Origin of the sequence: Pseudomonas sp. p50(2008), from assembly GCF_015351605.1 — a bacterium.
Lineage (GTDB): Bacteria > Pseudomonadota > Gammaproteobacteria > Pseudomonadales > Pseudomonadaceae > Aquipseudomonas.
In genome coordinates this window covers 363,481-386,286 of sequence record NZ_JACMYF010000010.1, presented here as the reverse complement: position 1 = coordinate 386,286, position 22,806 = coordinate 363,481, and the positions used below count along the sequence as shown (strand labels likewise).

Genomic DNA, 22,806 nt, shown 5'->3' with positions numbered 1-22,806 from the left:
GGCTCAAACACAGGAGTCTGAAGATGGACAAGTCAATCCGTCGCGGTTCATTTGAGATGACCGCCGCCATGCTGATTTCCGGGACCATCGGCTGGTTCGTGCTGGTGTCCGGGCAACCGGTGCTGGACGTGGTGTTCTGGCGTTGCGTGTTCGGTGCCGGCACCTTGCTGCTGATCTGTGCGGCATTCGGCTTTTTACGTCGCAAAATCCTGACCCGAACCACGTTCCTGCTCGCCGTACTCAGCGGTATGGCGATTGTCGGCAATTGGGTCTTGTTGTTTGCGTCGTATTCCCGGGCATCGATAGCCATCGGGACAGCGGTCTACAACGTCCAGCCGTTCATGCTGGTGGGGCTGGCCGCGCTTTTCCTCAACGAGAAAATCACCCTGCAGAAGTTGTTCTGGCTGGGCATCTCGTTTCTGGGAATGCTGGCCATTGTGAGTGCGCACGGCACGCAGAGCGAGAGTGGTAATGACTACTTGTTGGGTATCGCACTGGCGCTGGGCGCTGCGTTCCTCTACGCCATTGCAGCGTTGATCATCAAGCGCTTGACCGGCACTCCACCGCATTTGATTGCACTGATCCAGGTCTGCACCGGCGTACTGTTGCTCGCGCCGTTCGCACACTTTTCGGCGCTGCCACAAGCGCCAAGCGCCTGGGCCAGCCTGGTCACTCTGGGCATCGTCCATACCGGTGTGATGTACGTCTTGTTGTACGGCGCCATCCAGAAACTGCCGACAGCGCTGACCGGCGCGCTGTCATTCATCTACCCGATCGCCGCGATATTTGTGGACTGGTTCGCCTTCGGCCATCGCCTGGAGCTCCTGCAGTGGTTCGGTGTCGCGGCAATCCTGCTGGCTGCGGCCGGCATGCAGCAGGGCTGGAGCCTGAAATTTCGCCGAGTAGCCGCCTGATGCCTGCCTCCAGCGGCTACAGGCTGTGGTTCTACTCAGGATCAAATACTCCAGCGCGGCGCAGTTTTGGCCAGGCGCTGGCGCATTTCTTCAATGTTGGCGACCAGTTGCAAAATCAATAACCGGTAGCCATCCAGAGGGCTGTAAACCGGTGCTTCGAGGCTCGCCTCCCGCGCCGGCTCCACGGGCCGATTGAGTCGCTGGTAGGAACCGGTTTTCAACGCCCGGGCCATGCCCACCAGCTTTACCCGAATCAACCGATGCTCAGCTTTCAAGACCGATTGAAGTTGACCCATGGCTTGAGCGTCACTGACGTCCGGCCGGGTGTTGGCCAGTATTTCCAGGGTGCTGACACACATCCGCAAGTTGCGCTGGAGGGCATCGAGTTCGGTCATGGAGATCTTCACCTCCTTGGACACCGACGGCATCAATGAACGCAATTGCACCATCACCGTATTCAGCCGGCCCATGAGTTTGAGGTGTTCATCATCGGTGACCGATTGGCCATTGATGATTCGCCCGTAAATCGTCGCGCAATCGCGCAACGAATCCGCCAGGTTGTAGCGCCAGGAAAATACTGCGTACAGAGGAAGGGCGAACGAAAACGCGAGCGCCAGGGCAATCCCGATCAGGATGTCCACCCCGCGCCACAAACCGTCGCTGAGCGGATTGTCGCCATGCCCCGCGACGATAAACACGGTGATACCCGCCAGCAGCGCGGTGTACCCCCCTTTGCCGATGGCGTGATACGAGAAAAACCCGCACACCACCGACATGACGAAATAGGTCAGCCACGGCATCCCGAGCCAGGTCTGTTGCAGCACCAGCAACAACCCGATGCCGGCCCCGACCAGGGTGCCGATGGCCCGCTCGGCGGCTTTTTTGCCAATGTTGCCGTGATGCTGCAAGCCGCCGATGACCACCAGCATCGTCACCGACGCCCATTCACCATGGGGCAGGTTGATGCCGGTGGTCAGCATGATCGAAGCCAGTAATCCAAGCGACACACGCACCGCGTGGATCAGTTTGGCGTGTTGATAGCGCCGATACGGATCCAGCAACGGACGCAACAACCGGCGCAACAGCAGTGGCAGTCGATGGGCTTTGATCATGCTCAGACCTGATCTCCTCAGAAGATGTAATCAGTGGTCAGGAAACTGGAACTGCGGCCGCTGATGATCTCGCTGATCAGCTCTTTGTTGGTTTCCTGGAACTTGGTGGCCACCAGCGTGCGGATCGAAAAAACCCTCAGCGCATCATGTACCGACAACGTGCCTTCGGCGGAATTTTTGCGCCCGTTGAACGGGTAAGTGTCCGGGCCGCGCTGACACTGGGCGTTAAGGTTGATCCGGCCGACCTGGTTGGCAAAGGTGTCGACCAGCCTGCCGACTGCCACCGGATTGGTGCCGAAAATGCTCAGTTGCTGGCCGAAGTCAGACTCCAGCACGTAATCGATCACGGTATCCAGGTGACGGTACGGCACGATAGGAACGACCGGGCCGAACTGTTCTTCCTGATAGACACGCATTTGCGGCGTGACCGGGAACAGCACGGCAGGGTAGAAGAACGAGGCGCGGGTTTCACCGCCGTTGGGGTTGACCACCTTCGCACCTTTGCTCTCGGCATCGGCCACCAGCGCGTGCAGGTAATCGACTTTGCCCGACTCCGGCAAAGGCGTCAGGGCGACGCCGCTTTCCCAGGGCATGCCCGGTTTGAGCGTGGCGAGCTTGGCGTTGAATTTCTCGATGAACGCGTCGACCACGTCTTCGTGAACAAAGAGGATTTTCAGCGCAGTGCAACGCTGACCGTTGAAGGACAACGAGCCGGTGACGGCTTCGTTCACGGCGTTATCCAGATCGACTTCGGGCAACACGATGCCGGGATTCTTCGCGTCCAGACCCAGCGCCGCGCGCAAACGGTGTGGCTTGGGGTGCAGCTTTTTAAGGTCGCTGGCGGCCTTGTTGGTGCCGATAAACGCAAAGATATCGATCTTGCCACTGGCCATCAGCGCACTGACGGTTTCGCGGCCGCTGCCGTAGATCACGTTGATCACCCCGGCCGGGAAGCTGTCGCGGAAAGCTTCCAGCAGCGGACGGATCAGCAGGACACCGAGCTTGGCCGGTTTGAACACTACGGTGTTACCCATGATCAGTGCCGGAATCAGCGTGGTGAAGGTTTCGTTCAGCGGGTAGTTGTAAGGCCCCATGCACAACGCCACGCCGAGTGGAACGCGGCGGATCTGCCCGAGTGTGTCCTGTTCCAGTTCAAAGCGGCTGGAACGGCGGTCGAGTTCCTTGAGGGCGTTGATGGTGTCAACGATGTAATCGCAGGTGCGGTCGAACTCTTTTTCCGAATCCTTGAGGTTCTTGCCGATCTCCCACATCAGCAACTTGACCACCGCCTCACGCTGTTCGCGCATGCGCCCGAGGAAGGTTTCAACGTGCTGAATGCGCTCGGCCACGCGCATGGTCGGCCACAGGCCCTGGCCTCGGTCATAGGCGCGGACGGCGGCGTCGAGGGCAGTCAATGCAGTCTCGGCGTCGAGCAGTGGCGTGCTGCCGAGGATCACCTGTTCATCACCTTGTTCACCGGTCAGGTACACCGGGCTGCGGACTTGAGCGAGCGGCCCCGACCAGATTTTCAGCTCGCCATCGACCAGGTACTCGCGCTGTTCGGTCGGGCCGTCGAGGCGGTATTTTTCCGGGACGCTGGCCGCGTCAGGAAACAGGTTGCCAAGGATATGTGCTGTGGTCATGTCGCTACCCCATCTTGATGATCTGATTCGCTGATGAATCGTTTTAGCAGACCTGCGCTTCGCTTGTCATGACTCATTTTCGTCTCAGTGGCGAACAGGCCGGTTCCTTGGCGCTTGCGGTCATGGCCTCAGAAGCCCCCCTTGTTGGCCCCCAATGCCCTGAACCCTGCGGCACGGGTGCCTTAGTGTTGAGCTTTCCTTGAACACAATAAAAAGGTGTACCCGGCTGACCGGAGCACCAAAGAGAGGGCGGTCATGCGGGCACGTCAATTCACGGGAAAGCCTAGCCTTTGTTTGGCGTTGGTGGGGTGCGCCTTCTTCACGCTGCTCAGCGGTTGTGGTGAAGAGAAGAAAAGCCCGGCGACCCACAATCAAGCCGCCACCGCCAAACCGGGCGATCCCGCGCTGGCGCAGATCTACGACAACAGTTGCAAGCTCTGCCACGCCAATCCGGCGGCCGGAGCGCCGTTGACCGGCGACAAAAAAGCCTGGGAGCCACGGCTGCTCCAGGGCGCGGACACGCTGCTGGATCACGCCATTAACGGCTACAACGGCATGCCACCCATGGGCCAGTGCGTGGAGTGCTCAGAGGAACAATTCCTCGCGCTGATCAGCTTCATGGCCGGGCAAACCCTCCAACAATAACAACCCGGGGTGCACTTGATGACGATGGATTTAACACGGCGGCAATTGTTGCAGCGGGCAAGCGTCATTGGCGCTTTCACGGCCCTGGGCAGCAGCCCGGCGCTCGCTGAATGGCTGCGCGCACCGCGGCTGATCCCTTGGCGCAATTGGTCCGGCGCCCAGAGTTGCCTGCCGGCGGCGCAGCTGGCGCCCAAGCATCTCGATGAATTGACCCAGGTCATCCGTCAGGCGCCCGGCAAGATTCGTCCGGTCGGTTCGGCACATTCCTTCAGCGCGCTCGTGCCCACCGATGGCACGCTGTTGTCGCTGAGTTACTTCACCGGATTGCTCGATCACGATGCCCAGACCCATCAGGCCGAGTTCGCCGCCGGCACGCCGATGTCGCGCATGGGTACACCGCTCAAGGACATCGGGCAGGCGCTGCAGAACATGGCCGACATCGACTATCAAACCCTCGCCGGCGCCATATCCACCTCGACCCACGGCACCGGCAAGCAGTTTCAATCCTATTCGGCACATGTCTGCGGCCTGCAACTGGTGACCGCCAGCGGCGACGTTCTCGACTGCGACAGCACGCGCCATCCCGAGGTATTCAGCGCCGCCCGGGTGTCCCTCGGTGCATTGGGCGTCGCTACCAGAATCCGCCTGCAAAACCGTCCGGCTTATCGCCTGAGGGAGCGTCAATGGATCGCCAAAACCGAAGAGCTGCTGGAAGACCTGGACAAGAACACCCGTGAAAATCAGCACTGGGAAATGCTCGTGGTGACCCATTCCGACTATGCCCTGTCAATTGCCCTGAACGAGACCACCGACCCGGCCACGCCGCCGATCCCGGCAGACGAGGAGGGCGGTAACGAGTTCGTGAACTTGATCGAAAAGATCGACAAGTACGGCAGCGATTTTCCCGACCTGCGCCGAACCATGCTCAACAACCTGCGCCACCTGGCCAGTTTCGATGAACGGGTGGGCGACTCCTTCGATATCTACGCCAACGTACGCACGGTGCGCTTCAACGAAATGGAATACTCGGTCCCGGCAGAACACGGCCCGGCTTGTCTGCGGGAAATCCTCAAGTTGATTCAGGACAAGGACCTGCGCACCTGGTTTCCCATCGAGTACCGCTACGTCAAGGCCGACGACATTCCGCTGAGCATGTTCGAAGGCCGGGACAGTTGCTCGATCTCGGTTCACCAGCATTATCAGATGGACCATCACAACTTTTTCGCCGCCATCGAACCGATCTTCTGGAAGTACAACGGCCGGCCGCACTGGGGCAAATTGCACACGCTGAACGCAAAGAACCTGCAGCCGCTGTATCCGCGCTGGCAGGAGTTCATTGAGGTCCGCCAGGCCCTCGACCCCAGCGGCAAATTCCTCAATGCGCACCTGGCATCCATCCTGGGGGTGAACCCATGAATCGGCGTCATTTCGTGATGGGAACGGTGGGTGTCGGAGTCCTGCTGGCGGGTGTCGCCGTGTGGCTGCGACCGGGGGACCGAGGTGGGCCCTACAGCGATTATTTCCGTGCGCTCAATCGCGAACTCAAGGTGCACGGGCCGATGCGGCCGGTGATGCTGATTGACCTGGATCGGCTCGATCACAACATCGATGTGGTGATGCAATCGGTCAAGCGTGGGGGCAAACATCTGCGCCTGGTGGAAAAGTCGTTACCGGCACCGGGTTTGCTGGCATACATCGCCAAGCGCGCTGGCACACAGCGGTTGATGTCGTTTCATCAACCGTTTCTCAACCATGACGCCGTGACATTTCCTGAGGCTGACATCCTGCTGGGCAAGCCGTTGCCGGTGCGCTCGGTGCAGCTGTTTTATCAAACACACACCGGTCCATTCGACCCGTCGAAGCAATTGCAGTGGCTGATCGATACGCCGCATCGCTTGCAGGAATACCTGGCGCTGGCTCAGGGATTGGGCACGCGATTGCGGGTGAACATCGAGCTGGATGTCGGCCTGCATCGCGGCGGCATAGGTGATGTAACGGCGCTGGGGCAGATGCTGACGCTGATCAGCGCTAACCCGCAGCATCTGGAGTTTGCGGGTTTCATGGGGTATGACCCGTTCGTGGGCATGGGCGTGCCGGGTATTCTGGGTTCGTCTGAAGAACTGTTCGCCAAGGTGATGGTGATCTACAACCGTTACGTCGACTTTACCCGTCGCGAGTACCCCGGTCTTTGGCATTCAGGGCTGACGCTCAACACCGCCGGCAGCCCCAGCTATCGCCTGCACGAGCAGGAGAAACTGAGCACCGAAGTGTCGGTGGGAACCGCCATGCTCAAGCCCACGCATTACGATCTGCCGTCGCTGGTGAAACATGTTCCGGCGGCTTACATCGCGACGCCTGTGCTCAAGAGCACCGGAGCGGTAAATATCCCGGCGCTGGATGGTAAGTCGAAGCTGTTTTCGTGGTGGGACATCAATCAGCGCGAGACCTTTTTTATCTACGGCGGCAACTGGATGGCCGAGTTCGAATCGCCCAAGGGGCTACAGAGCAACGGCGTGTATGGCCGAAGTTCCAACCAGGAGATGGTCAATGGTTCGGCGGCGGTGGGGTTGGCGTTGGAGGATCAAGTGTTTTTGAGACCGACCCAGACCGAGTCGGTGCTGTTGCAGTTTGGGGATCTGCTCGCGGTGCGCGGTGGCAAGATTGTCGACACCTGGCCCGTGTATTCCTGAGCTCGGTAGCCCTCTAATTCCGTGGGCCCCTAAGGAGCCCACGGAACCTGCGCATCACTCAAAACGCATACGGAATACTCACTTTCGCCCACAACATTTCCCCCTCGGGCCTGTTTTCCACGTCAAATTCCTTGGCCCAGCGAATCTCCGCACTGGCGTATTTGAGGAAGGTCAGGTGCAACGCCGGGCCGATGGCGAACACCTGCCCGCGCACACCGTCATTCACATCTTCGCCATTGAACTGCACGGTTCTGCCGAACTGCTTGTCGTCGGTGGTCTGCTTCAAATAGTAGCCATTCAAGCCGAGCATCAGGTTGTCGGTGAGCTTGTAGCTGGCGGAATAATCGACGTGGAAAATCTGCCCCGATTTGTAGTCGGTGTCCTTGTTCTTCTCGTTGAAGCTGTAAGTCGTCTTCATCGACAACTCGGTTCTCGGCGTCGGCAGCCAGGTGAAGGAAAACAGCGGTTTGTAGGTGTAGAAGTTGTTGCTGGTGTTGGCGAGCCGGTCGACGCTGTATTCACCTGTCGGCACGGTGATTTCCACGGCAGCACCGAGGGTCAGGTTCTTGCCCATGTCCCAGAGAATGATCGGCGCGATGGTGGTGTCGCCCATGCCTTCGCGAGTGTCCTGCAAACCGAACACCGAGACTTCCTGTTTCAGCCAAGGCTGCGCAATGTAACCGGCCAGACGGCCCCCGAACACCCGTACCGGGCTCAGGTAATCGATACGCGGAATGACTGCCGTGGATTCAATCTCGACATTGGGCACTTTGCCGCCCAGCGAGCTGATGTTCAGCTTGGTGGCTTTGTAGTGGTTGTAGTAGAGGTTGAAGGCCAGCATGTTGTCCGGGAGGCTGTTCACGTCCAGTGGCAACATGAAAAAGCCGTCGGTGCCTGGGCCAATGTTGTCCACGCCGGCCTCGGTGGCCAACGCCGGTAATTGAATGGCGCAGACACCCGCCAGGCCGACGGCCATTCGCAAGGAAACGTTCATCCGGATCAGGTTCATGTGTGTACTCATTCTTATTGTTAGTGGTCGCGCCGGTGGCATGACGCCGGTGACCAGAGCCCCAGGGCATAGAAATAAGCTGTTAAGGCGAGCGCGGGCAGGGTATTGGCGGCCAGATAGGGGGCTTCTGCGGACAGCCTTCAATGCCTGTGCTAACTTTCGTCGACATAACCGGTAACAAAAAATAAGAATCCAGACACGATCCGGAACGTATAGCGCCCATGCAGATGAAAGTAATCGATCCCACCTTTGAACTGGCGCTGGTGTCGCCGTTTCTGCTGCAAACCCTGACAGAAGTCGCGCAGCAAAAAGGCGTCAATCCCGAGACCCTTTGCCGAGGACTGGGCTTTGCCCTCGAAGACCTGCAGGATCCGGCGCACCGCATTTCCTACCGCCAGGCCGTGGCGATGATTCAGCGTGCGTTGAAGGCATTGCCTAACCGCGGTTTGGGCCTGTGGGTCGGTGCGCAGAACGTGCTTGGCACCCTCGGGCTTCTCGGCCACGTGCTGTCCCTGTGCAAAACCCTGCGGGATGCGTTCGAGCTGGGTATTCGTCACCAGCACACCTCCGGCGGCATCGCCGTATCGAGTGTCGAAGAAGCGGCGGACCGGGTGTTCGTCGACGTCGAGTGCCGGTTGCCGTTCGCCGACGTGCAGGTGTTCGCGGTCGAGGAGTTTTTCGCCAGTTTGCTGGTGTACGGCCGAGCGCTGGTGGGCGCGGATTTCAAGCCGATGGCGGTGGAGTTTGTGCACGCGGCGCCGGATTACCGTGCCGAGTACCACCATTGGCTGGGGCCGGATGTGCAGTTTGGCTGCCTGCAAAACCGCATGGTCATTGCCGCTCACTGGCTGGATGTGTGCCTTCCCAATCATCATTCCCTGGCATTGCGTCAGGCGGTCAAATTGCTTGAGCTGGAGGCCGCGCAGATTCATCAGAAAATGGACTTGATCCAGGCGGTGGAGCGCGCGATTTCCCGCGACCTGACCGAGGGCAGCCACATCGAAAAAATTGCCGGCGACTTGAACATGAGCAGCCGTACCTTGCGGCGACGGCTCACCGAGCACGCGTTGACGTTCGAAACCTTGCTGGAACAAGTACGCCAGGCGCGCACCATGAGCCTGCTGGGCAATCCGGAGATGTCCATCGAGCGCATTACCGAAGAAGTCGGCTACAGCGATGTGCGCAGTTTTCGTCGAGCGTTCAAGCGCTGGACCGGCTTGAGTCCCACGGCATTTCGCAACGAGGGTGCGGTCTTGCAATGAATTCGCCTCGGCGCTCAATAAAAAGGGCCGTATTTGGTGGCAAGTGGCTATCTGTTTTCCAGACGTACGGTTATGCTCCACGCGTTTCCATTTGCCAATGATTACTAACCACAGTGATGTTATGAGCCAATCCGAGACGCGTGCGACTGTTCTAGAGATGTATCCGGAAGATTCCCGCGAGGCGGCGGCCCTGCTCAAGCAAGCCGTCCCATTGATGGTTCGTCATAACATCCCGCCCAACCCCGTGCACTACGCGCTCTGGTACACCTACAGCAAGGGCCAGGTGCCCGAGCTCAATCGGCAACTGGACAAGGTAATCAAGGATTTCGATCGCTTTCCTGCCGAGTCCGCGTCGAAGCTGTTTCGCGACTACATCATTCGCGACGAGCTGGAAGATGCGCGCGCCGGCCAGCAACAGGCGATCAACCTGGTCGACGACATGGCGCGGGACGTTTCGCGCAGTGTCGAAGGTAATCGCAACTTCCAGACCAGTCTCGTTCACTGCCTGGACATGCTCGAAGCGCCTACCCACGAGCGCTTGCCGGACATTTTGAGCGAACTGCAACAAAGCACCCGGCTCATGCAGAGCCAGCAGGAACACTTTCTCTCTCAGCTGCATTCCGCCCAGGACGAAATCAAGACCCTGCGCAGCAAACTCGAGCGCGCGCAACTGGCCGCGACGATCGATGGCCTGACCGAACTGCTCAATCGCGCCGCCTTCACCCGCGTGCTGGAACGGGCGCTGGGCAGACCATCGCGAGGCGTCGCTCTGGTGATGCTCGATATCGATCACTTCAAGCAATTCAATGACCAGTATGGCCATCCCTTGGGCGACCGGGTTCTCCAGCATGTCGCGCAAACCTTGCGCCATTCACTGCCCGACCACGCCAATGCCGCGCGTTACGGCGGAGAAGAATTCTGCGTGGTGCTGGAGCAATGCCCCGACCTCGCCAGCGCCCGTGGATTCGCCGAGCAACTGCGCCTGAAAATCCAGTCGCTGCGAATCAAGGCGCGTGGCGACGGCAAGGTGCTGGACACCATAACGGCTTCGTTCGGTGTGGCGCTGGCAGTGCCCGACGACACCCTCGACAGTCTGTTGACCCGTGCGGATGACGCGTTGTATCAGGCCAAGCGCAACGGTCGAAATCAGGTCATTTAAGCGCTGGCCGTTGCCCGACACTGTAGGAGCAAAGCTTGCTCGCGATGACGGCGGCACATCCAGCATCGATGTAGCCTGACACGGCCCCATCGTCGCAATGCCGCCCGGATCAAGCCCGGCTCCCACATGGAAGCCTGCGCTTTCATCGCCCATGAGCTTTAAGCCGTCGCAGCGCAATGACCAACGCCATGCCCATCAACATCAACGCTACGGCAAACGTGGTCTGCATCCCGTGTGCAATCGCATCGGGATGCGCGAGATTGCTTCCGACAGACCTTGATGCCAGCGCAAACACCGCGCCCAACGCAGCGGCGCCGGAGACCAGTCCCAGATTGCGCGACAAATTGAGCAAACCCGAAATCACCCCGCGCTGGTCCGCTATAACATCTGCCATCACCGCTGTGTTGTTGGCTGTCTGGAACAGCGCGTAGCCCGATGTGATGACAGCCACGGCCACCACATAGCCGCCGATGCCGAATTCCGCTGGCGTTATGGATAATGCGAAACACCCAATGACCATCGCTGCAAGCCCCGAGACAGTCATACGCCGAGCGCCGAACCGGTCGACAACGCGGCCCGCCGGCACCCCTGTCAGCGCGGCGCCCAATGGCCCGACCGACATCACCAGGCCAACCCCGACGGCATCCAGTTCAAGTGCCTCTGACAAGTAAAAAGGCCCGACCACCAGCGTCGCCATCATCACCATGGTCACCAGCGCACTCATCGCCAGGCAGGCGCTCAAGTCTGGATCGCGGAACATTTCCAGGTGAATCAAGGGGGAGGCGACACGCTTCTCGATGGACACAAACATCCAGAGAGCAACACCCGCGAACACTAGAAGCGCGCTGTTGAGCCATCCGAAACTGCCGCGCCCGATCGTCATCGCCAGCCCGTACGCCGTCAACATGACCACTAACATCAACGTGCCCGGCACATCGAATCCACTGCGCCTCGCCCCGGATTTCGCGCTGTCGGCAGGGAGCCAGCGATACGCGAGCCACCCTGTCAGCAGCCCCAGTGGAACAGTGATCAAAAAGATCGCCCGCCAACCGAATCCATAAATCAAAAGACCACCCAATGTAGGCCCCATCGCGGTGCCGATGGCCGACATCGTCCCGAGCATCCCCATGGCCCTGCCGATCCTGGGTTTGGGCACGGCATCGCTGACAAACGCCAGGGTCAGCGCCATCATGATGGCGGCGCCAAGCCCCTGCAGCGCTCGGGCGGTGATCAACAGATTCAGTGTCGGCGCCACTGCGCATAACGCCGATGCCAGGGTAAACAGACCGATGCCGATCAGCAGTAAACGTCGACGCCCCGTGATATCACCGAGCCGTCCGACACTGACAATCAATGCGGTGATGGCGAGAAGATAGGCAATCACGACCCATTGCACCGACTGAAAGGGCGCGTTGAACGCTTCAGACAATGTCGGCAATCCCACGTTGGCAATGCTGGTTCCCAGCGAAGACAGCAACATCGACAGGGAAAGACTGGTGAGCGTCCACCGTGTGGCGCCAGCCGACCGAGCGGCGGCAATCGTAGTCATCATCTGCGTCCTCTTTCTGACCGCTCCCGAAGCGGGGCTGTCAGAAATCTACGCCCAGGCCTAACATGGCGGAAGACGCACGGTTTGCACTTTATCAATGCACCAGACGCCATCTCCCACCTGCCTGGAGGCGAAGCATGCCTTTCCCCGATCTGAATCTGCTGATCACGCTGGACGTGCTGCTCGCTGAAGGCAGCGTCGCCCGCGCCGCCAAACGCCTGCAGCTCAGCCCCTCGGCGATGAGTCGTTCGCTGGCCCGTTTGCGCGAGACCACGGGCGATCCGCTTCTCGTCAGGGCAGGGCGCGGTTTGGTGCCGACCCCCCGGGCCATCGAATTGCGCGAGCGCGTCGGGCAGTTGGTCCAGGACGCCGAAGCTGTCCTCCGCCCGGCCGAACAGCCGGATCTGCAGCATCTGAGCCGCACTTTTACCCTGCGCACCAGCGAAGGCTTTGTCGAAAACTTCGGCGCGCCGCTGATAGCACGTATCGCCGCGCAAGCCCCCGGAGTGCGACTGCGCTTCATGCACAAACCCGATAAGGACAGCACCGCGCTACGGGATGGCACCGTGGATCTGGAAACAGGCGTGGTCGGGAAGGGCGCGGGGCCGGAGCTGCGTACGCAGGGGCTGTTTCGCGACCGTTTCATTGGCGTTATGCGCGAAGATCATCCACTCGGCAAAGGCGACATCACGCCTGCTCGCTTTGCGGCGGGCGGGCACATCAGCATTTCCAGAAGGGGGTTGGATAAAGGACCGATTGATGATGCGCTGGCGGCGCTGCAACTCACACGCGACATCGTGACGACGGTCGCCGGTTTCTCGACCGCTCTGGCGCTCGCCAGGGGCACCGACCTGATCACCTGTGTTCCAGAGCGCCACACGCAAAGCCTGCGTGTCGGAATGTACAGCTTTGCGCTTCCCTTTGAATTGCCGCCGTTCACCGTCGCCATGCTTTGGCATCCGCGAATGGACGCCGACCCGGTGCATCGCTGGTTGCGCGGGTGTCTTAAAGAGGTGTGCGCGCCATGAGTCGTGGCCCGATAAATTGATCCGTTTGCTCTCTGAAAAAGAGGAAATGCCTGACAGATAAGTTTTAACAAGAACGCCTTAATTCCCGTGCACCAGTGTCCAGGAAAGGTGTTTCGCAGGAACCTGTTGAAGCCGTTGGACACTCGATGAACAGCCAGAATCGAGGAGCTTCACCATGGAAAAACCGTTGAATTTATTGACCCCTTCCCAGGCGCAGGCTGCTTTGGAAGGAGATCACACCCTAAAACAACTTAGCGGCCGCTCTTGGGTTTCGGAGTTTCCAACCAGTACGCGTCTTGACGATCTCAGCCCGGCCTTTGGTTCGTCTGCCCATTCCTTCATCAGCGCCCTCCAGGCAGCAGGTGCGAGCGTGAACATCGCCGCTACGTTGCGTCCTGCCCAGCGTGCATTCCTGATGCATTGGGCCTGGAAAATCGTCAATGCCGACGCAGACCCGAAAACCATCCCGACCCGCGACGGCGTGAACATCGAGTGGAGCCACGTAGACGAAAAGGGCGAATTTTGTAGCGAGCGATCCATCGTCGCCGCCCGCGAAATGGTGGATGCCTATGGCCTGAAAAAACTGAGAGTTGCCCCGGCGCTGAGGTCACGACACATCGAGGGGAATGCCATTGATATGGCCATTTCCTGGACGGGAACGCTTTCCATAACGGACGCCTTGGGCTCGACCATTCACATCACGACAGCGCCCAGGACAGGAATGAATACGGACTTGCACGCGGTGGCAATCACTTACGGCGTCATCAAGTTCAAGGGCGGCGACAAGGACATACCTCATTGGTCAACTGATGGATGCTGAACCCACGCCAGCTCCTAAAACGTGAACCGCCGCGTGGTATCCAGAGCGCCTTCCTTGTCCAATAGGTGCTCAACCAACACATCGTTCAGAAACCGAAACTGATCATTCAACCCCACCACTTCATTACTGAAATGGTTGGCGGCGGCCGGCATCAGCAACGCTTCGAAATTTTTGTCGAACACCAGTGAAAGCGCCTGGCGCGGAACAACCTGCTGGGAATAGTAGTTATTGCCAAAAACCGGAAAACTCACGGAGAGGGTGACGGGGTGAATCATGATGGCTGCTCCTCGGTCTGACCGACGTCCAGAACGATCCAGGAAAAAAGGGTGAGGGTGACGGCGGTCAGGGCCAGGCAAGTCAGGAGATGAATCAGCATGATGAACCCCTCCGATGCGGGATTTGTTGACGGGATGAGGTTGATCCTACGCTGACGGATTTTTTGCGGAAGGCATTCGGGACGATGGTGGTTATCGATGGGAATGATGGTCAGTGGTTGTGGTGCTTTGGCGGGTGCTTGATGCGCGCAAAGTGGTCTAATCCGACATTGCTATTGCCTGACACGGCCCCATCGCGAGCAGGCTCACTCCTACAGGTTTCGGCGGTGCATGCCAATGCTGTGGCCGACAAAGATCCCTGTAGGAGTGAGCCTGCTCGCGATTGCGGCCTACAGATTCGACACCGGACCAAGGACAGACCCGGACCTCCACCTATACTCAAACCAGTACCCCTTCGACCGCCGATCCTTACGGTCGGCGTAACACTTTCGGGAAGCCGCGACCTTGAACCTGCGTTCGCTGATCGTCGCCGTGCTGTTGGTCGTGGCGGGTTGCGCCACGCCAACGCGTGCGCCTGTTTCCCCGCCACCGGTCATCGTTTCCCAGGCCACTTGGCAGCAAGTGGACCGGGACATTGTCGCGGCATCACGATCGGCCACTGAGCAGGCCAAGGTCTTTGCGCGCGGGTCCATGGAACATTGGCGCACACGCGTTTACGAACAGACCGAAGAGAATTTCATTCCGTGGTTCAGCAGTTATTGGGCCCAGGAATGGATGTCGATGAAAGTCAGCTGGTACACCATCAGCGCCAAAGGTGAGCAGGACGCCTCGGCCAAGCGTCTGGCGGCGTATTTGCTGGAGGAATACCAGGAACGCGTCCTGGCACCGGTGGCGGTGGAAATCGACCCGGACGCGATTCTTCATCAGGCCACCGAGTTTTATGTGCAGCTCATTGGCCAGCAACTGCAGGTCATCTCCCAGCGCTACGGCGTGCCGATGGACCAGCTCAATGCCCGCGTCAACAAGATCCCCGCCATCGCGCTGGGCCCGCCCTCTGCCCGGGATGCCTCCCTCTATCAGGTCATCCATACCGACCTGAACATGCTCCCGGCGTTTTCCGCGCTGATCGACAAGATCCACACCGCGGGCGGCGACAAGGGCGTCGGCTCGACCGATACCGCCATGGCGCCCGTGGCCAAGCGCGCCAGTCAGCGAATGGAAGCCGAAATGGCTCCGCGTGGGGCGGCCAGTGCGGTGGCGGCGGCGGCAGGGAGGCTGGCGGGAGGATTGATTACCGTGGGCGTCGCAGGGATTCGCGCGATCATCCAGGCCAGCGACCGGCCTGACAGCGAGGCACTGATTCGCAGCAGCCTGGGCAATACGTTCGACAAGGCCTGGGTGAAGCTGGTGCAGAACCCGACGACCGGCGTGATGGCCGGGACGTTGTACATGGCGGCGCAAGTTGAAGGGAATCTGGCGGGGGCCGTCGAAGCACCGTCGGTCAGTTCGGGGGGCGGGTCTGTCGACTGGAGCCCGACGGAATCGACTAACCAGCAGATCGACCCTCTACCCCCCGCAGGAGAATGACCATGTCTTACGTTGATGGCTTCATTGCAGCAGTCCCCACCGCCAATCGGGAAAAATTCAAGAAACACGCCGAGTCGGCCGCCGTCATTTTCAAAGAAAACGGTGCCTTGAGCGTCGTTGAATGTTGGGGCGATGACGTGCCCGACGGCAAGGTCACCTCGTTCCCCATGGCGGTCAAGCTCAAGGACGACGAAACCGTGGTGTTTTCCTGGATCGTCTGGCCCGACAAGGCCACCCGCGATGCCGGAATGAACAAGCTCATGTCTGACCCGCGCATGCAGCCGGACGTCAACCCGATGCCCTTCGACGGTCAGCGCATGGTATTCGGCGGATTCAACGTGATCGTGCAAGCCTGACGCCCGTCGCAGGATCACTCCGATGACGGGGTGATCCTGCAACTCTTGCGATTGCGGATCTCACTGTCCGTGGGTCGCTCCCGGATAAATTCGAAACGCGGTTCACCTTCGCTATAGTGAACCAGCCATCCCCAGTCCAGCTCGGACTCATCCTGACCAGGTCGCGGTGGCATTGCCCACCACGGTTCCTTGCTGATGATCTCTCGCATGGTCACCTCCCGTTGATTCGGTTGTCTGAACTATAACTTGCCCACCAGGAGCTGCCAGGCATGAGCGACGAATCCCATGAGCCGTCGAAACGGCTGTTTTTCGCGCTGGACTGCGCACCCGCGCAACGCCGGGCGATAGCGCAATGGCGTAGCGCGCTGCAACTCAGGACCGGCCGCCCGGTGCCTGCGGAAAATTTCCACCTGACGTTGTTGTTTCTCGGCTCGGTCGATGTGGCGCAGATCGCCGATGTCTGCAGTGCCGCTGGCAAGGTTCGCGTGCCCGGTGAGCCATTGCGGGTCGAGCTGGATCGACTGGATGCCTGGCGCAGGGCAGGGGCGCTGGTGCTGGCATCAGAGCAGGCGCCACCCGCGTTGCTACGTCTGGTGTATGCGCTGGAGCAGGCGATGCTGCCGTTCGGATTCGAGGAGACGTCCAAGGAATTTCGGCCGCACCTGACCTTGATGCGCGACTACCGGGCACCGGTGCCCGAATCGACGACGCCCCCGGAGTTTTTCCTGCACGCCGATCACTTCGCCCTGTTCGAATCCCATAAAGGCCGTTATCGGACACTCGCGCAGTGGCCGTTGATTAGGTAACGCCAGCCACAAAAAAAGGCGCCCGAGGGCGCCAAAATTCACCTTGACCGAGGAAGCCAGGTGAGGCCGTTCTTCATCAGAGAAAGGCAGCGGCGGTAAGGCGCTGCGGGAACGGAAATCGTTTGAGTCCTGCGTTGTCAGTTAGGGCCTCATCGCGGGCACGCCTTGCTCCCACAGGTATCGGTGTCGATCACTCATCTATGATCCGTCTTGATTCCCTGTGGGAGCGGGCTTGCCCGCGATGGCGGCCGCAAACCCAACCACTACCTCAAGTGAGTCACTTGCCGAGCTTCACCCGAGTCCAACCCCGAGTCATCACCCGCTGAATACCAATCGGCAAATCCGGAATCGCATACAACGTCGCGATCACGTCTTGCGGCGGATACGACCCTGGATCATCACGAATCGCCTCATCCACCAAAGGCGTCGCCGCCGCGTTGGCATTGCTGTAGCCAATGTTGTTGGTGATCTCGGCGATGATGTCCGGGCGCATCAGGAAGTTCATGAACAGGTAAGCGTTTTCGACGTTCGCCGCATCGCGGGGGATGGCAACCATGTCATAGAAACTGCCGGCACCTTCTTTCGGAATGCTGTAGTCAATCTTCACTTTATCGCCGGCTTCCTTGGCGCGGGCCTTGGCCTGCAGCACGTCGCCGGAGTAACCGACCGCCACGCAGATGTTGCCGTTGGCCAGGTCGGAGATGTACTTCGAGGAATGGAAATACGCCACCGACGGGCGAATCTTCATGAACAGCGCTTCGGCTTCAGCGATCTGAGCCTTGTCCTGGGAATTCACCGCATAACCCAGATAGTGCAGGGCAGCCGGCAGCATTTCCGTTGGCGAATCAAGGAAGCTGATACCGCAGGCTTTGAGTTTTTCGGCGTTTTGCGGTTTGAACAACAGGTCCCAGGAGTTGGTCGGGGCATTTTCGCCGAGCACTTCCTTGACCTTGTCCGGATTGAACCCGATACCAATCGAGCCCCACATGTACGGGAAGGCGTGACCGTTGTCGGGGTCGCTGGCAGAGGCGTTTTTCAGCAACACCGGGTTCAGGTTTTTCCAGTTCGACAGCTTCGACTTGTCCAGTTCCTGATAGACGCCAGCCTTGATCTGCTTGGCCAGAAAACTGTTGGACGGCACGACGATGTCATAGCCGGATTTGCCGGCAAGCAGCCGCGCTTCAAGCGTTTCATTGCTATCGAACACATCGTAGGTCACACGGATGCCGGTCTCGTCTTCGAACTTTTTGACGGTGTCCGGGGCGATGTAATCCGACCAGTTGTAGACGCGCAGTACCTTGTCATTGGCCTGGGCGCCTGTGGCGATCGCGCCGAATAAGGACAGTGTCAGCAAAGTCCTGCCAAGCATTTTCATCGAGTACAACTCCATTGTTTTTATTCAAAATCACACAGCAAAGGTGCAACACATCAGAACCTGTGCAGCGAACACCAAACCACCGCAGTGAACGCAGAACCTGTGGAGTAAACCCAAAACCTGTGGCGAGGGGATTTATCCCCGTTGGGCTGCGAAGCAGCCCCAAACCTGCAACCTCGGTGCATCAGGTACACCGCGTACACCGCGTTCACTGGTCTGACGACTGCTGCGCAGCCGAACGGGGATAAATCCCCTCGCCACATTTGACTCATCGACCTCAAACAGTCGCTTCAACCATTTGCTTACCAGGCTGCCACGACTCACTGGCCGTCTGATCCATCGCTTCCTGAATCGCACGCTTACGGCTCGCTTCAGCACGACGGCTGAAGTACCAGACCATGAACGTCACAATCGACACCGCCAACAAAATCAGGCTGGCAACCGCGTTGATCTCAGGCTTCACACCCAGACGCACCGCCGAGAACACTTCCATCGGCAGGGTCGTCGACCCCGGCCCCGACACGAAGCTCGCCAGCACCAGATCATCCAGCGACAAGGCAAACGACATCATGCCGCCCGCCGCCAGTGACGGCGCGATCATCGGAATGGTGATCAGGAAAAACACCTTGAATGGCTTCGCACCGAGGTCCATGGCCGCTTCTTCGATGGACAGGTCCAGCTCGCGAAGGCGGGCGGAGACTACCACTGCGACATAGGCGGCACAAAACGTGGTGTGGGCGATCCAGATCGTGACGATGCCACGCTCCATCGGCCAACCGATCAACTGCGCCATGGCCACGAACAGCAGCAACAGCGACAGACCGGTGATCACTTCCGGCATCACCAGCGGCGCGGTCACCAAACCGCCGAACAACGTGCGGCCCTTGAAGCGTGTCACGCGGGTCAGCACGAACGCTGCCAACGTCCCCAATGCGACCGCCGCCACCGCCGTGTAGCAGGCGATTTCCAGCGAGCGCACCACCGAGCCCATCAGTTGGGTGTTGTCGAGCAGCCCGGCGTACCACTTGAACGACCAGCCGCCCCACACCGTCACCAGTTTGGAGGCGTTGAACGAGTAGATCACCAGAATCAGCATCGGCAGGTAGATAAACGACAAGCCGAAAATCAGCATGAACTTTGAAAATCCGAAGCGTTTCATCCCCGTGCCTCCATCTCTTTGGCCTGGCTGCGGTTAAACAGCAGAATCGGCACAATCAGGATCAACAGCATCACCACCGCCAGGGCAGACGCCACCGGCCAATCGCGATTGTTGAAGAACTCTTGCCACAACACGCGACCGATCATCAGCGTCTCCGGGCCACCGAGCAGCTCGGGAATCACGAACTCACCGACCACCGGAATGAACACCAGCATGCAACCGGCGATGATGCCGTTCTTGGCCAGCGGCACGGTGATTTTCCAGAAGTTGTTGAAGTTGCTCGAACCCAGGTCCTGCGCCGCTTCCAGCAGGCTGCCATCGTGCTTGACCAGGTTGGCGTACAGCGGCAGCACCATGAACGGCAGGTACGCATACACCACGCCGATATAGACGGCGGTGTTGGTGTTGAGGATCTCGATCGGGTGCGACGTCAGGCCGGTCCACATCAGGAACGCGTTGAGCAAACCGTTGTTGCTGAGGATGCCCATCCACGCATACACACGGATCAGGATCGCGGTCCAGGTCGGCATCATGATCAGCAGCAGCAAGACGTTCTGCGATTCCTTGCTCGCCTTGGTGATCGCGTAAGCCATCGGGAAACCGATCACCAGGCACATCAACGTGCTGAAAAACGCGACCTTCAACGACCCGAGGTAGGCGGCGATGTACAACTCATCCCCGGCCAGCAGCGCGTAGTTGCCGATGTTGAGCAGCAGGTTGAATTTCTGCTCGGCGAAGGTGTAGATCTCCGAGTACGGCGGAATCGCCAGGGCGGCTTCGGAGAAGCTGATCTTCATCACCAGGAAAAACGGCAACAGGAAGAACAGGCACAGCCACAGGAACGGAATGCCAATGACCAGTTTTCGCCCGCTGGGGACCAGTCTGAGGAATTGCTGATTGAAGGTTCTCATGCGCGCAGTACCACGCCGCTGTCGTCTTCCCACCACACGTAGACCTGGTCGTCCCAGGTTGGACGTGCGCCGCGGCGTTCGGCGTTGGCCATGAACGACTGCACGACTTTGCCGCCTGGCAGTTGCACATAAAACACCGAGTGGCCGCCGAGGTAGGCGATGTCATGCACCTTGCCCACGGACCAGTTGTAGCGGGTGTCTGGCTTGATGGTGCTGACCAGCATCTTTTCCGGGCGGATCGCGTAGGTGATCGACTTGTCCTGCACCGACGTGCTGACGCCGTGACCGACGTAGATCTTCTGCTCAAGGTCCGGGCTGTGAATGATCGCGTGACCTTCAAGGTCTTCAACAACCGTGCCTTCGAAGGCGTTCACGTTGCCGATGAACTCGCAGACCATGCGGCTGACCGGAGCTTCGTAGATGTCGACCGGGCTGCCGATCTGGGCGATCCAGCCCAGGTGCATGATCGCGATGCGCTGGGCCATGGTCATGGCCTCTTCCTGATCGTGGGTCACCATCACGCAGGTCACGCCGACGCGCTCGATGATTTCCACCAGCTCAAGCTGCATCTGCGAACGCAGTTTTTTGTCCAGCGCGCCCATCGGCTCGTCGAGCAGCAACAGCTTCGGACGCTTGGCCAAAGAGCGAGCCAACGCCACACGCTGACGCTGACCGCCGGACAGTTGGTGAGGTTTGCGCTTGGCGTACTGGGTCATGTGCACCAGTCGCAGCATCTCTTCCACACGGGCGTCGATTTCACTGGCGGACAGCCGATCCTGCTTCAGGCCGAAGGCAATGTTCTGCGCCACGGTCATGTGCGGGAACAGGGCGTACGACTGGAACATCATGTTGATCGGCCGCTCATACGGCGGCATGTCGGTGATGTCCACACCGTCGAGCAGGATACGTCCTTCGGTGGGGCGCTCGAACCCTGCGAGCATGCGCAGCAGCGTCGATTTACCGGAGCCGGAACCGCCGAGCAGGGCGAAGATTTCGCCTTGATGGATCTCAAGCGAGACATCATCCACTGCGACGGTTTCGTCGAATTTCTTGGTGACGCGATCGACTTTCACCAGCACCTTTTTCGGTGCCTGGTGACCTTCAAGAGCCTTCCTGTAAATGCTGGAGGCGTTTGCCATGTGGAACTCCCAACAGGTTTCAGTCGTCGGGCCAACGCGGCCTGACTTAATAATGAATTGCCAACGCGAGCCGTGCGGTGCCAGTCAGAGCGCTGACCCCCTGTAGGACATAAATGTGGCGAGGGGATTTATCCCCGTTGGGTGGCGCAGCCGCCCCAAAATTTTGGGCCTGCTCCGCAGTCCAGCGGGGATAAATCCCCTCGCCACATTTATGTCCCACAGGGGATTTGCGTTTGCTGCACTGGCATCGACCGGCCTGGGCTGGGGCGGCGCCGCCGTCCTGGCTGCCTGGGTCGTACTTGTTGTTATTGCAGTGTGTTGTTTTCACAAGTCACGGATGCGCAAAGGCGCACCCGCCAGACTCGCGGGGGCAGTAAACGGGTTGATTGGCTGTTTAAGTCAGCGCGCGTTACGCAGCGCAGCCCGTCGTCGGCACGCATCGCCGAACGCCTGGAAAATACTCAAATAGGGAGGGTTCGAAAGCACCTGCCATTCCGGGTGCCACTGCACGCCGACCGCAAAGGTGGGGCTGTGCTCCACCGAAATCGCCTCGATCAAACCGTCCGGCGCAATCGCCTCGCAGCGCAGGCCAGGCCCCAGTCGGTCGATGCCCTGGCTGTGAATCGAATTGACCATGAACTCGCCAGGCAACTTCAGCGCTTCAAATACACCCCCAGGCTGAACCGTCACGGCATGGGCCGGTGCGTACTGCACGGCCAGTTCCGGGTGATCCGCCTCGCGGTGATCGAGCATGCCCGGCAGCTCATGCACCTTCTGATGCAGGCTGCCACCAAACGCGACGTTCATTTCCTGAAAGCCACGGCAGATGCCGAGCACCGGAACGCCTGCCGCGATGGCTGCACGTAATAAGGGGAGGGTGGTGGCATCCCGGGCCGGATCGTGATCCGTGCCGGGCGCACTGGCCGGGCCTTGATAGTGGAAAGGTTCCACATTCGAAGGTGAGCCGGTCAGCAACAGACCGTCGAGCTGTGCGAGCAGATCCTCGATTTCAGTCAGTTCGCCTAAGGAAGGAATGACCACGGGCAACCCCAAAGCCGCGACGCTGACAGCACGCAAGTACTTGTCGCCGCTGACGTGGTAGGGGTGCAGGCCAATCTGTTTGAGGCATGCAGTAACGCCGATCAATGGCTTGAATGCCATTTTTATCACCTCGAAGTTTCACACTTGAACGAGCTTTTCCGGAGCTTAGCCTTGTTGATTTTAATTAACAACTCTCATGTAAAAAATTCTAAACGCCGTGTATCCGATCCTTAGGATTTACGCGGTGTGCGAGACTGATTTGGCACTCTCGTCCCCATTAAAGGCCCGAAAATAAAGGTTGAAAGGCCAAGTGTTCGCTATTGACT

The 22,806-nt window shown here is 59.4% G+C and carries 22 protein-coding genes; 11 read left to right on the top strand and 11 right to left on the bottom strand.

What is annotated here, in order from left to right; genetic code table 11:
- Positions 1-23 precede the first annotated feature (23 nt).
- Positions 24-914, top strand: a complete 891-nt coding sequence (locus H7698_RS27005; protein ID WP_194693380.1) for a DMT family transporter — start codon at positions 24-26, stop codon at positions 912-914.
- 41 nt (positions 915-955) lie between these two features.
- On the opposite strand, the gene H7698_RS27000 is transcribed toward H7698_RS27005, so the two are convergent.
- Complete coding sequence (locus H7698_RS27000; RefSeq protein WP_235992959.1) at positions 956-2,026, bottom strand: FUSC family protein; 1,071 nt, start codon at positions 2,024-2,026, stop codon at positions 956-958.
- A 17-nt stretch (positions 2,027-2,043) separates the two neighbouring features.
- Positions 2,044-3,669, bottom strand: a complete 1,626-nt coding sequence (locus tag H7698_RS26995) for an NADP-dependent glyceraldehyde-3-phosphate dehydrogenase (RefSeq protein WP_194693379.1) — start codon at positions 3,667-3,669, stop codon at positions 2,044-2,046.
- 255 nt (positions 3,670-3,924) lie between these two features.
- On the opposite strand from H7698_RS26995, the gene H7698_RS26990 reads away from it, so the two are divergent.
- The 3 genes from H7698_RS26990 to H7698_RS26980 all read left to right on the top strand — a co-directional run bounded on the left by H7698_RS26990 (position 3,925) and on the right by H7698_RS26980 (position 7,004).
- Positions 3,925-4,314 carry a c-type cytochrome gene (locus H7698_RS26990; RefSeq protein WP_194693378.1) on the top strand — a complete coding sequence of 130 codons (390 nt, stop codon included), beginning with the start codon at positions 3,925-3,927 and terminating at the stop codon, positions 4,312-4,314.
- Between the two features lie 84 nt (positions 4,315-4,398).
- Positions 4,399-5,730 (top strand): D-arabinono-1,4-lactone oxidase, encoded by a 1,332-nt coding sequence (locus tag H7698_RS26985; RefSeq protein WP_194693398.1) that lies wholly within the window; start codon positions 4,399-4,401, stop codon positions 5,728-5,730.
- A 65-nt stretch (positions 5,731-5,795) separates the two neighbouring features.
- A complete protein-coding gene (locus H7698_RS26980) occupies positions 5,796-7,004 on the top strand; it encodes a DSD1 family PLP-dependent enzyme (protein WP_194693397.1) in 1,209 nt (402 codons plus the stop codon).
- Between the two features lie 58 nt (positions 7,005-7,062).
- On the opposite strand, the gene H7698_RS26975 is transcribed toward H7698_RS26980, so the two are convergent.
- A complete protein-coding gene (locus tag H7698_RS26975) occupies positions 7,063-8,013 on the bottom strand; it encodes a SphA family protein (protein ID WP_194693377.1) in 951 nt (316 codons plus the stop codon).
- A gap of 221 nt (positions 8,014-8,234) precedes the next feature.
- Between H7698_RS26975 and H7698_RS26970 the strand changes: the two genes are divergently transcribed.
- Positions 8,235-9,275, top strand: coding sequence for an AraC family transcriptional regulator (locus H7698_RS26970; protein WP_194693376.1), 1,041 nt, complete (start codon positions 8,235-8,237; stop codon positions 9,273-9,275).
- A 121-nt stretch (positions 9,276-9,396) separates the two neighbouring features.
- A complete protein-coding gene (locus H7698_RS26965) occupies positions 9,397-10,434 on the top strand; it encodes a GGDEF domain-containing protein (RefSeq protein WP_235992958.1) in 1,038 nt (345 codons plus the stop codon).
- A 142-nt stretch (positions 10,435-10,576) separates the two neighbouring features.
- On the opposite strand, the gene H7698_RS26960 is transcribed toward H7698_RS26965, so the two are convergent.
- Positions 10,577-11,986 (bottom strand): MFS transporter, encoded by a 1,410-nt coding sequence (locus H7698_RS26960; protein ID WP_442966331.1) that lies wholly within the window; start codon positions 11,984-11,986, stop codon positions 10,577-10,579.
- A 134-nt stretch (positions 11,987-12,120) separates the two neighbouring features.
- On the opposite strand from H7698_RS26960, the gene H7698_RS26955 reads away from it, so the two are divergent.
- Positions 12,121-13,011: a LysR family transcriptional regulator gene (locus tag H7698_RS26955; protein WP_194693375.1), complete on the top strand. Its 891-nt coding sequence runs from the start codon at positions 12,121-12,123 to the stop codon at positions 13,009-13,011.
- Positions 13,012-13,186: 175 nt separating this feature from the next.
- Positions 13,187-13,831, top strand: coding sequence for a peptidoglycan-binding domain-containing protein (locus H7698_RS31480; RefSeq protein WP_235992957.1), 645 nt, complete (start codon positions 13,187-13,189; stop codon positions 13,829-13,831).
- A gap of 14 nt (positions 13,832-13,845) precedes the next feature.
- Here the strand turns inward: H7698_RS31480 and H7698_RS26945 are convergent, their stop codons facing one another.
- A complete protein-coding gene (locus H7698_RS26945) occupies positions 13,846-14,106 on the bottom strand; it encodes a hypothetical protein (protein WP_194693374.1) in 261 nt (86 codons plus the stop codon).
- A gap of 504 nt (positions 14,107-14,610) precedes the next feature.
- Between H7698_RS26945 and H7698_RS26940 the strand changes: the two genes are divergently transcribed.
- Together H7698_RS26940 and H7698_RS26935 are read left to right on the top strand one after the other, a co-directional pair.
- Positions 14,611-15,693, top strand: coding sequence for a hypothetical protein (locus H7698_RS26940; RefSeq protein WP_162438468.1), 1,083 nt, complete (start codon positions 14,611-14,613; stop codon positions 15,691-15,693).
- 2 nt (positions 15,694-15,695) lie between these two features.
- Positions 15,696-16,049 (top strand): DUF1428 domain-containing protein, encoded by a 354-nt coding sequence (locus H7698_RS26935; RefSeq protein ID WP_194693373.1) that lies wholly within the window; start codon positions 15,696-15,698, stop codon positions 16,047-16,049.
- A 14-nt stretch (positions 16,050-16,063) separates the two neighbouring features.
- On the opposite strand, the gene H7698_RS26930 is transcribed toward H7698_RS26935, so the two are convergent.
- Positions 16,064-16,258 (bottom strand): hypothetical protein, encoded by a 195-nt coding sequence (locus tag H7698_RS26930; protein ID WP_194693372.1) that lies wholly within the window; start codon positions 16,256-16,258, stop codon positions 16,064-16,066.
- A gap of 60 nt (positions 16,259-16,318) precedes the next feature.
- Between H7698_RS26930 and thpR the strand changes: the two genes are divergently transcribed.
- On the top strand, positions 16,319-16,855 hold the full coding sequence (gene thpR, locus H7698_RS26925) for an RNA 2',3'-cyclic phosphodiesterase (protein ID WP_194693371.1): 537 nt from the start codon (positions 16,319-16,321) through the stop codon (positions 16,853-16,855).
- Between the two features lie 277 nt (positions 16,856-17,132).
- Here thpR and H7698_RS26920 read toward each other — a convergent pair whose 3' ends face one another.
- The 5 genes from H7698_RS26920 to H7698_RS26900 form a co-directional block, all read right to left on the bottom strand.
- Complete coding sequence (locus H7698_RS26920; RefSeq protein WP_162438472.1) at positions 17,133-18,230, bottom strand: polyamine ABC transporter substrate-binding protein; 1,098 nt, start codon at positions 18,228-18,230, stop codon at positions 17,133-17,135.
- A 277-nt stretch (positions 18,231-18,507) separates the two neighbouring features.
- A complete protein-coding gene (locus tag H7698_RS26915) occupies positions 18,508-19,389 on the bottom strand; it encodes an ABC transporter permease subunit (RefSeq protein ID WP_194693370.1) in 882 nt (293 codons plus the stop codon).
- Positions 19,386-20,300 carry an ABC transporter permease subunit gene (locus H7698_RS26910; RefSeq protein WP_162438474.1) on the bottom strand — a complete coding sequence of 305 codons (915 nt, stop codon included), beginning with the start codon at positions 20,298-20,300 and terminating at the stop codon, positions 19,386-19,388. Before H7698_RS26910 ends, H7698_RS26915 begins: the two co-directional genes overlap by 4 nt.
- Positions 20,297-21,439: a polyamine ABC transporter ATP-binding protein gene (gene potA, locus H7698_RS26905; protein WP_194693369.1), complete on the bottom strand. Its 1,143-nt coding sequence runs from the start codon at positions 21,437-21,439 to the stop codon at positions 20,297-20,299. Before potA ends, H7698_RS26910 begins: the two co-directional genes overlap by 4 nt.
- A gap of 399 nt (positions 21,440-21,838) precedes the next feature.
- Positions 21,839-22,600, bottom strand: coding sequence for a gamma-glutamyl-gamma-aminobutyrate hydrolase family protein (locus tag H7698_RS26900; RefSeq protein ID WP_194693368.1), 762 nt, complete (start codon positions 22,598-22,600; stop codon positions 21,839-21,841).
- Positions 22,601-22,806: the final 206 nt, after the last annotated feature.